This window comes from Planctomycetota bacterium (genome assembly GCA_035384565.1).
Taxonomy (GTDB): Bacteria; Planctomycetota; PUPC01; order DSUN01; family DSUN01; genus DAOOIT01.
In genome coordinates, this window is the sequence record DAOOIT010000109.1 from 1 (window position 1) to 6,794 (window position 6,794).

At 68.4% G+C, this 6,794-nt stretch carries 4 protein-coding genes; 1 reads left to right on the plus strand and 3 read right to left on the minus strand.

Annotated features, from left to right (window positions below):
• From PLE19_22675 to PLE19_22685, 3 genes are all read right to left on the minus strand, one after another.
• Window positions 1-2,589: hypothetical protein (locus PLE19_22675; protein ID HPD17753.1), on the minus strand; the 2,589-nt coding region annotated here is incomplete at its 3' end.
• Complete coding sequence (locus PLE19_22680; protein HPD17754.1) at window positions 2,576-3,655, minus strand: terpene cyclase/mutase family protein; 1,080 nt, start codon at window positions 3,653-3,655, stop codon at window positions 2,576-2,578. The genes PLE19_22675 and PLE19_22680, both read right to left, overlap by 14 nt.
• A complete protein-coding gene (locus tag PLE19_22685) occupies window positions 3,652-6,039 on the minus strand; it encodes a hypothetical protein (protein HPD17755.1) in 2,388 nt (795 codons plus the stop codon). The genes PLE19_22680 and PLE19_22685 overlap by 4 nt, the downstream gene beginning before the upstream one ends.
• A gap of 172 nt (window positions 6,040-6,211) precedes the next feature.
• Between PLE19_22685 and PLE19_22690 the strand changes: the two genes are divergently transcribed.
• Window positions 6,212-6,625 (plus strand): secondary thiamine-phosphate synthase enzyme YjbQ, encoded by a 414-nt coding sequence (locus PLE19_22690; GenBank protein ID HPD17756.1) that lies wholly within the window; start codon window positions 6,212-6,214, stop codon window positions 6,623-6,625.
• Window positions 6,626-6,794 lie beyond the last annotated feature (169 nt).

Consider the following 6,794-nt stretch of genomic DNA (forward strand, 5'->3'; position numbering starts at 1 on the left):
ATTCGCTACCTGGGTCTCGGTGAGCTGACGCCTCTCATCGGCGAGGAGTTTCTCGATGTCCTCCAGCTTTTGGCGGAGGTCCTCCTGAAGACGCCGGAGGTCATTGGCGAGGTACGGGCTGCGAGCGCGGGAGAGGGTCTCGACGAGGCGTTCGAGGGCCTGCGTGGCCTCGCCCTGGGGGGGAAGGGCGGAGGCGGGCCGCGCCTGGTCAATCAGGCTCGCCGCGTCGTCCATCCGCTTGCGGATCTGGTCGGCGGTGGCCTGGGAGAGGGCTTGGCCTACGATCTTGGCGACGGCGGGGTCCTTCTCGCCGATCCGCTGGGCCACGTCGGCCATCTTGCCTTCGAGGGCCTGCATCGAGTCGCGCGCGCCCTGCTGCGAGCGGGCGAGGCTGCGGGCGGCGCCCTTTTCGACGGGGGTGAGCTGGTCCTCGGGCTTGCCGAGGAGCTTGCGGGCCATGTCGGCGGTGCCCTCGTTGAGCTTCTTCTGCGCGAGGAGCAGTTCGCTCGCGTCGCGCACCAACTCGTCCACGTCGCTCCACTGATCGAACTTCGCCAGGGCACTGCGCAGGTTTTCGACGATCTGTTGTTGCCTGTCTGCCGCGGCGGCGAGGTGGCGGAGCTGCTCAAGACGCTCGTTGGTCTGGGCGGCCTTTCCGATCTCACGTGCGGCGTCGGGCATGTCGGCCTTGGCGGCCTGGCGCACCGAGTCGCCCAACTCCGAGGCCCGGCGGTGATCTACGGGGGTGCCGATCTTGTTCTGCTTCATGTCCTCGACAACGGTTTCGAGTTCCGTGGCGACAGCTTCAGCCGCCGCCGCGATCTTCATCTGTTCGCGCTCGGCGACGGTGGCCTGGCGGCGGTCGAGCTTCTCGCTGCCCCGCAAGTGCTCGACAGTGCCTTTCTCGGCCTCCTGGCGCCCGATGAGTTTCTTGATGCGCTCTTTGATCTCCTGCTGCTGGCGCTGGAGGAACGAGGCCATCTCGGCCCCTGAGATGACAGTGAGGAGGTACGTGGGCGAGCGCCCGACGTTGGGCCCCAGCGACTTGCCGCCCACCGTCTGTGTGTAGGCATCCTCGGCCTCGGCGTGGACGCGGAGGGTGTCGCGTTCCTTGAGGGCCAGGGACGTCAAGTCCCATTCGAACGCCTGCTCGACCTTCTTCGCGGGCGACTTCTGGTCGGGGAAGGCGTGGACGGCCGGCTTCTCCGTCTCGCCGCGCTGGTAGGCGAAGCGGGTGCGGGTGACGCCGTAGTCGTCCTCCACGGACAGGCGGATGGGCACGACAGCGTTCGGCGTGACCTTCCTGCTGGCGCCGGGCTGGGGCAGCTTGACCACGGGCTCGCGGTCGGGACGCACGTCGAGACGGTAGGTGGCGGGCGGCGAACTGCCCAGGCCGTCTGTGTCCACGAGGGCGATGGTGTACTCCTTCTGGCCCGCCTGAAGGGTGAACGAGCCGCGAAGGCGCGTGCGGGAAGGCTCGCCATCCTGCGCTACGAAAGCCAGTGGAACGGGCGGCTGGCCCTCGATGACGACGGCCGCGCTGCCCGGCGCGTCGGCGATAGGCTTGCTGGTGGTGAACTCGATGTCCACGGTCGAACCCGCCAGGGCGGCGATGGCTCCGCGGCCATCGGCTTGCACGCGCTCAGGCTCGCCTGTGTAGGCGGGGGCGCGAACGGTGAGACGTAGGTCCTCGATGCGCGGGCGGGTGCGCACGTCCACCCGGTAGGTACGGGTCGTGGCGTCGTCGCCGGTCACGTGGAATGAGAAGGGTTCGGCGACGGTTGCGAAGCAGGTTGGATAGGCCGCCTCGTCGCCCATGGGCACGCTGCGGGTGTTCACGCCGCCGGTGGCATAGCGGTAGTGAACCGCCACCCGTCGCGGCGGGCGCCAGATGGCGCCCGAAGAACGGGCCGCGCGGACCAGCAGGTTGAGGTCCTCGCCCTTCGGCACATGGATCTGGTCGCCTTCCAGGGCGAGCGGGCGGCCGTCCTTGTCGTAGGCCAGGACCGTGAGCTGGGTGCGCCGGGGCCACTCGACCGAACTGGTCGGGTCGAAAAACCGATAGGCGAAGATGGTCACATTTGCAGGGAACAGGAGCGTGTAGGAACTGGCCAGGGCCAGCGCCACCAAGGCCGCCAGGGCCCAGTATGCGGGCTTGCGGGCGGAGGCCACCTCGTGGAAGCGGAGCGGCGCGGCCTGGTGCCAGGCGTCGGAGGTCAGCCGGGCGACCATCGCCTGCGACAGCGGGGCGACGCTGGGCGCCCGTGCGAACTGCACGGTGGAGATCAGGCGGTCGCGCAGGGTGGGAAACTGACGCTCGACGAGGAGCGCCAGGTCGTCGTCGGCCATGCGCACGCGCAGCGGCAGGACCAGGTAACGCACGAGCGCGTAACCCCAGGCGCCCAGCGTGGCCAGCAGGAGCACGACACGCCCGGGGGTCTCGATCCTCGCGGCCCAGTCCAGCAGGAAAGCGGCGGCCAGGGCGCCCAGAGCAATGAGGATGACTCGGCTGGCGCCGGCCAGCACGACCAGCGCGCGGAGGCGGGCGCGCAGGGCGCGGAGTTTGCCGTGCAGCTCATTCGGGGCCAACGGGTGCCTCCTTCCTCAGCAACGCGGCCTCCTCGGCCCCGAGCCGCTGGAAGATGGGCAGGTACTGGTAGGGGAGCTGGAGCACGAGACAGGCCATGGCGGTGCCGTAGGCCTCGCCGAAGGTGTCTTGCCAGCTTCCGTTGGCCTCCTGCGTCTCGGTGAGTTCCTTCGAGATGGCGGGGTAGTAGGCGCTCCAGTAGCGGCCGCCGGCGTGGTAGGCGGCCTGCGAGGCATAGTAGTGGGCATAGGAGTAGTAGTGGCTGATCGGCCCGCGGTGAGAGATGTTGCGGGGCGTCTCCTGTTCGAACAGGGCGAGGGCACGCTTGAGCTCGGGGCAGTCGAACTCGCCGGCGCCGTAGAGCGAGCTGACGCCGGCCGAGAGCAGTGCGTAGGACCCGCGCGAGCGGCTGTGGAGCATGTAGCAGAAGGAGCCGTCGGGCAGGCAGCTCTGCTTGACGTAGTTCACCGCGCGGTCTATGCACTCCTTGGGCACCTTGATGCCGGCGTTGCGCGCGGAGCGCAGGGCCATGATCTGGCACACGGTCACCGAGATGTCCGACTCGGCCAGCGGCGAGGGGTCGTAACGCCAGCCGCCGTCGGCGTGCTTCTGAGAGCGCTGGATGAGGGCGACGGCGAGGCGGAGCTTGTCGGCGATGTCGGGCCGCTGCGTCATGCCATAGGCTTCGCCGAGGAAGAGTGTGGCGAAGCCGTGCTCGTACATGCGCGAGTCGGCCCCGGCGCTGATGTAGCCGTCGCGGCGCACGTTGCTCAGGATGAAGTCGAGGCCGCGGTCAATGTTCTCGCCGAACTCGCCTCGCCCGGGCTGGCTGCCGTTGGCCATGAAGGCCATGCAGGCCAGCGCGCTCACGCCCACGTTGCGGCTGTAGCCGCCGCGGCCCGACCACGAGCCGTCGCGGTTCTGCGTGCGCGCCAGGTACCGCAGGCCGTCGAGCACCACCTGCCGTGTCTTCTCGGAGAGCGCCATCTTCGGCAGGCCGCTGGTGCCCGCACTCGCCGCACAGGCGACGGAGGCCCAGAACCACAGCATTCGGCGCGTCGTCCTCATGCGAGCATTCCTCGCTTGCGGAACCACCATTCGGAGCACACGAGGCTCAGGAAGATCACGAGCAGGACAGGGGCGTCCACGAGGGGGTCCTGAACCTCCGTGGTGAGTTCCTGGCCTGCCGCCTGGATTCGGGGGGCCAGGGTGTCGAGCTGGTCGAGGCGCAGGAACTCTCCCCGCGTGGCGGCGGCAATGTCGCGCAGCGTGCGGGCGTCCATGGTGGGGTGCTGGAACTCGGTCTCGGGCAGATGGATGTCGAAGGTCACCGATTCCTGCTCGTTGCCGAGGGGGAGCGAGAGGAGGGTGGAGCCGGGCCGGCTGGCGACGAACGAGCCCTCGAAGATGCCGGCGCCCTGGCGGCTGGGCAGGAGGCGAACGGCCTCGGCCGACGCCCCGGGCGCCTCGAGGCGCGCCTCGACGGCCTCCGCCTGTAGAGGGCGAAAGGCGTCGTCGAGGCACTGGGCCTGGACGACGACCCGCTCGCCGAGGGTGTAGGAGCGCTTGTCGGTAGCGAGTTGGATGCGGCGGCTACCGCCCAGGATGCGGTAGGAGCCGACGTAGTTGATTGCCTGGACCCAGAAGCGGTTGAAATAGACGTCCCCGACCCAGAAGCGCCAGCGCCACGTGCCGTCGAGGGCGCAGTAGAGGGTGCGGCCCGGGTCGTAGCGGCCGACCACGATGAGCGGCATGGGGCCGCGCTCGTCGCGGTCGTACGGGTGTTCCGCGAGGACGACCGCCGCGGGCTTGGCTCGGGTGACCGGGTGGTACCAGTAGCAGCCGGGGAAGCCCTCCCAGACCTTCTGGCTCTCCTCGGGCGTGTCGGCCAGTTGCGTGATGCCGTGGACGCGGCCCTGCTCGGTGAGGCGCGCGCGAAACGGCTCCTTGAGGGTCTTGGCGGCGAGGAGATCGGGTTGGGGCGCCGCCCCGCTGGGGACGACGGGGAGGAGTTCCTCGATGGCGGTGCCCTTCCAGACCTCGGGCGGGTGGAAGCTGCCGGCGACCAGGATGAAGCCGCCCCCGAACTGGCCCACGAAGGCTCGCAGGTCGGCGAGCTGCTCGGGGCGCAGCATGGTGGGGTCCACGTCGCTGAAGACCACCACGTCGAAATCGAACAGCTCCTCGCGCGTCTCGGGGTAGTGGGTGATCCGGCGGCTGCCCTCCTGAATGAAGTCGGGGTCGGCCGATTGGAGGAAGCAGCTCAGGAGGATGGACTTGTCCACGATCAGGGCGTTCTTGAGGAAGCGGTAGAAGTAGCTGGGCTGGCCAGCCACGAAGAGCACCTTGGTCCGGGCGTCCTTGACGGTGAGGACGTGGCGCGAGGCGTTGTTCTCGGTGCTCAACTCGCCCGGCTCGGGGGGGATCTCGACGGAGAAGCGGAAGGTGCCCGCCGCCTCTGGGGTGTAGCGGATGGGGATGGTCTGCGGGCCGTCGCCCTCGATGCGTGAGCGCACGGTGTTCACCAGCTTGCCGTCGGCCTTGAGCAGCACGTCCACGTCGCCGCGAAAGCCCTTCGCGGCGACCACGGCGCTGAAGGTCACCTGATCGTCCTTCCTGGCGGTGGTGGGGGCGAGGATCTTGACGACCTCGATATCCTTGGCCTCGTCGGCGGCTCCGACGCCGACGGTGAAGACGGGGAACGATTCGCCGTGGACGGCGGGGAGGCGGCGCGCGATCTCCATGGCCGAGGGGTCTACATCCTGCGTCCGGCCGTCCGTAATCACGATGGCGGCGGCGATGCGGTGGCCGCGAAGGGCCTCGGCCATCTCACGCAGCGCGGCGCCGAGCAGCGTGCGGTTGCCGGCGGGTGCGACTACCGGCGGCGGGTTGCCGGCTTCCTTTGCGCGCGCGGCCTGTAGGTCCACGCCCCGCACGTCGCCGGCGAAGGTGGCGACGCGGAGCTTGCACTGCTTCGAGAGCTTGCCCAGGAGGTCAACGGCAGGATTCGCCAGAGCCCGGTTCACGAGGTCGGCACGGGTCTGGTCATCCAGCGTGGCCTCGTCCACGCCTGCGATGCGCGTCAAGGCGGAGCGCAGCGCAGGGTCCGAATACCGGTCGCGCAGACGCATCGAGAGGGAGTCGTCCAGGAGGACGACTACGTAAGCCTCCTTGAACTCGCTCTTGTCAACGGCTAGAATCGGTTTGAAGAGGATGAGGAGCACGAGGGCGATCACCAGGCATCGGAGGACGGCCAGGACGGCCTTGCGGCGGCGCGTGGCCGTGCCCTTTTCGCGGCTGTAGAGAAAGGCGACGAGCCAGATGGCGGCGACGGCGGCCAGCAGGATGACCCAGGTGGGCCAGGGGTTTGCGAGCTTGAGGCGCACGCCCGTGCCTTCCGCGATCTCGCCGCGGTTGATCCCGAGCAGCCAGCTCAACACCGAACGCCACACGCCCCGACCACCTAAGTGCAGGAGAACTCGTTCCTTGGGTTCAGCCTCTATCCTATCACTATACGGCCCGGCGCGGGGGAGATCAAGCCCGATTGGGCCGGCCGCTCAACGTTAGTCGAGGCCGGGACTGCGGTGGTTCCAATCCAGGAGTTAGCAACGAAAGGTGGCCGCGATGAAGTCTGCCACGGAATACCTGTGGTTCACCACCCGTAAGCCGCGCGAGTATCTCAACATCACCGACAACGTGGAGGAGGTCGTGCGCCAGAGCGGCATCCAGGAGGGCCTGGCGCTCGTCTCCGCCATGCACATCACCGCAGGAGTCTACGTGAACGACGCCGAACCAGGGCTGATCCAGGACATTGACGCCTGGCTGGAGGAGCTGGCTCCGAAGGGGCCGAACTACCGCCATCACGGGACCGGCGAGGCGAACGGCGATGCGCACCTGAAGAGTCTGCTGGTGCACCACGAGGTGATCGTGCCAATCACTGCGGGCAAGCTGGACCTTGGGCCATGGCAACAGATCTACTATGCGGAGTTCGACGGACAGCGGCGCAAGCGTCTGGTGATCAAGGTGATAGGGGAATGAAGCCGAATTCCATGCGGGGCTGCCCGCGGCGGTGGCGCGTGCCGCAGATGGGCGTGGAACCATGTGGCCAGAGGGCCCCGGTGCAAGATTGCATAGTTGTTCAAGTATGCAATCGCTTCCCCGGGGTCTGCGGTGGCGCTCGGCTGGTGGAGGAGGATTGCACGGTGGG